At 55.0% G+C, this 1333-nt stretch carries 1 pseudogene; it reads right to left on the bottom strand.

Features of this window, described 5'->3' with window-relative positions:
* Positions 1-205: 205 nt before the first annotated feature.
* Positions 206-1333: pseudogene (locus ACIQU2_RS28860) on the bottom strand (DNA-directed RNA polymerase subunit beta'); the annotation flags it as partial.

Below are 1333 nucleotides of genomic sequence, written 5' to 3'. Positions count from 1 at the left end.
ACTGTTGTCTTGCGACGCTATTGTCTTGCAAGAAAAGCAAAATGGCAGGAACGAATTCCCGCCAAATTTAGGGGTACAAGAGTCTAAAGAGGATCTTGCCCCCAGTCAAGGCAAGGCCCCGACCTCCCCACTCATCCAACCTCGACAAATTGTCTCGATTCGATGAACGGAATGGCCAGGGCCTTACGCTCATTTACCGCAGAACTCAGTTACCGCTCGAGTTCAGCGCTTCGGTCAGTGCAGCTTCCACTTCACTGGCGCTTACGCGCAACGGTTTGTCAGCATCACGGCGGCGCTTGCGCTCGCTGTGATAAGCCAGACCGGTACCAGCCGGGATCAGACGACCCACGACCACGTTTTCTTTCAGGCCGCGCAGGTAATCGCGCTTGCCGGTTACCGCCGCTTCGGTCAGTACGCGAGTGGTTTCCTGGAAGGAAGCCGCCGAGATGAACGATTCGGTGGACAACGACGCCTTGGTGATACCCAGCAGCACGCGAGTGAACTTGGAAACGAATTTCTCGTCGCCAGCCAGACGCTCGTTCTCTACCAGAACGTGAGTCAACTCCATCTGGTCGCCCTTGATGAAAGTCGAGTCGCCGGATTCAGCGATTTCAACCTTGCGCAACATCTGACGCAGGATGGTCTCGATGTGCTTGTCGTTGATTTTCACGCCTTGCAGACGATAAACGTCCTGAATCTCGTTCACGATGTACTTGGCCAGCGCACTCACACCCAGTAGACGCAGGATGTCGTGTGGATCGCTCGGGCCGTCGGAGATAACTTCGCCGCGGTTTACCTGTTCGCCTTCGAAGACGTTCAGGTGACGCCACTTCGGAATCAGCTCTTCGTACGGATCGGTGCCGTCGTTCGGAGTGATAACCAGACGGCGTTTGCCTTTGGTCTCTTTACCAAACGCGATGGTGCCGCTGACTTCAGCCAGAATCGAGGCTTCTTTCGGACGACGCGCTTCGAACAAGTCGGCAACACGTGGCAGACCACCGGTGATGTCACGGGTCTTCGAAGTCTCTTGCGGGATACGAGCGATAACATCACCGATCGCAATCTTCGCACCATCCGCTACACCAACCAGGGCGTTAGCAGGCAGGAAGTACTGAGCAATTACGTCAGTACCCGGCAGCAAGAGATCCTTGCCGTTGTCATCAACCATCTTCACCGCAGGACGGATATCTTTACCGGCAGCTGGACGATCTTTGGCGTCGAGTACTTCAATGTTGGTCATACCGGTCAATTCGTCAGTCTGACGCTTGATCGTGATGCCTTCTTCCATGCCCACGTAGGTCACGTCAAAATGGTGGTGTTTGTGTCTTGCTCG

Source organism: Pseudomonas sp. NPDC098740 (genome assembly GCF_044760065.1).
Taxonomy (GTDB): Bacteria; Pseudomonadota; Gammaproteobacteria; order Pseudomonadales; family Pseudomonadaceae; genus Aquipseudomonas; species Aquipseudomonas rossensis.
This window is presented reverse-complemented; position numbering and strand designations above follow the sequence as displayed.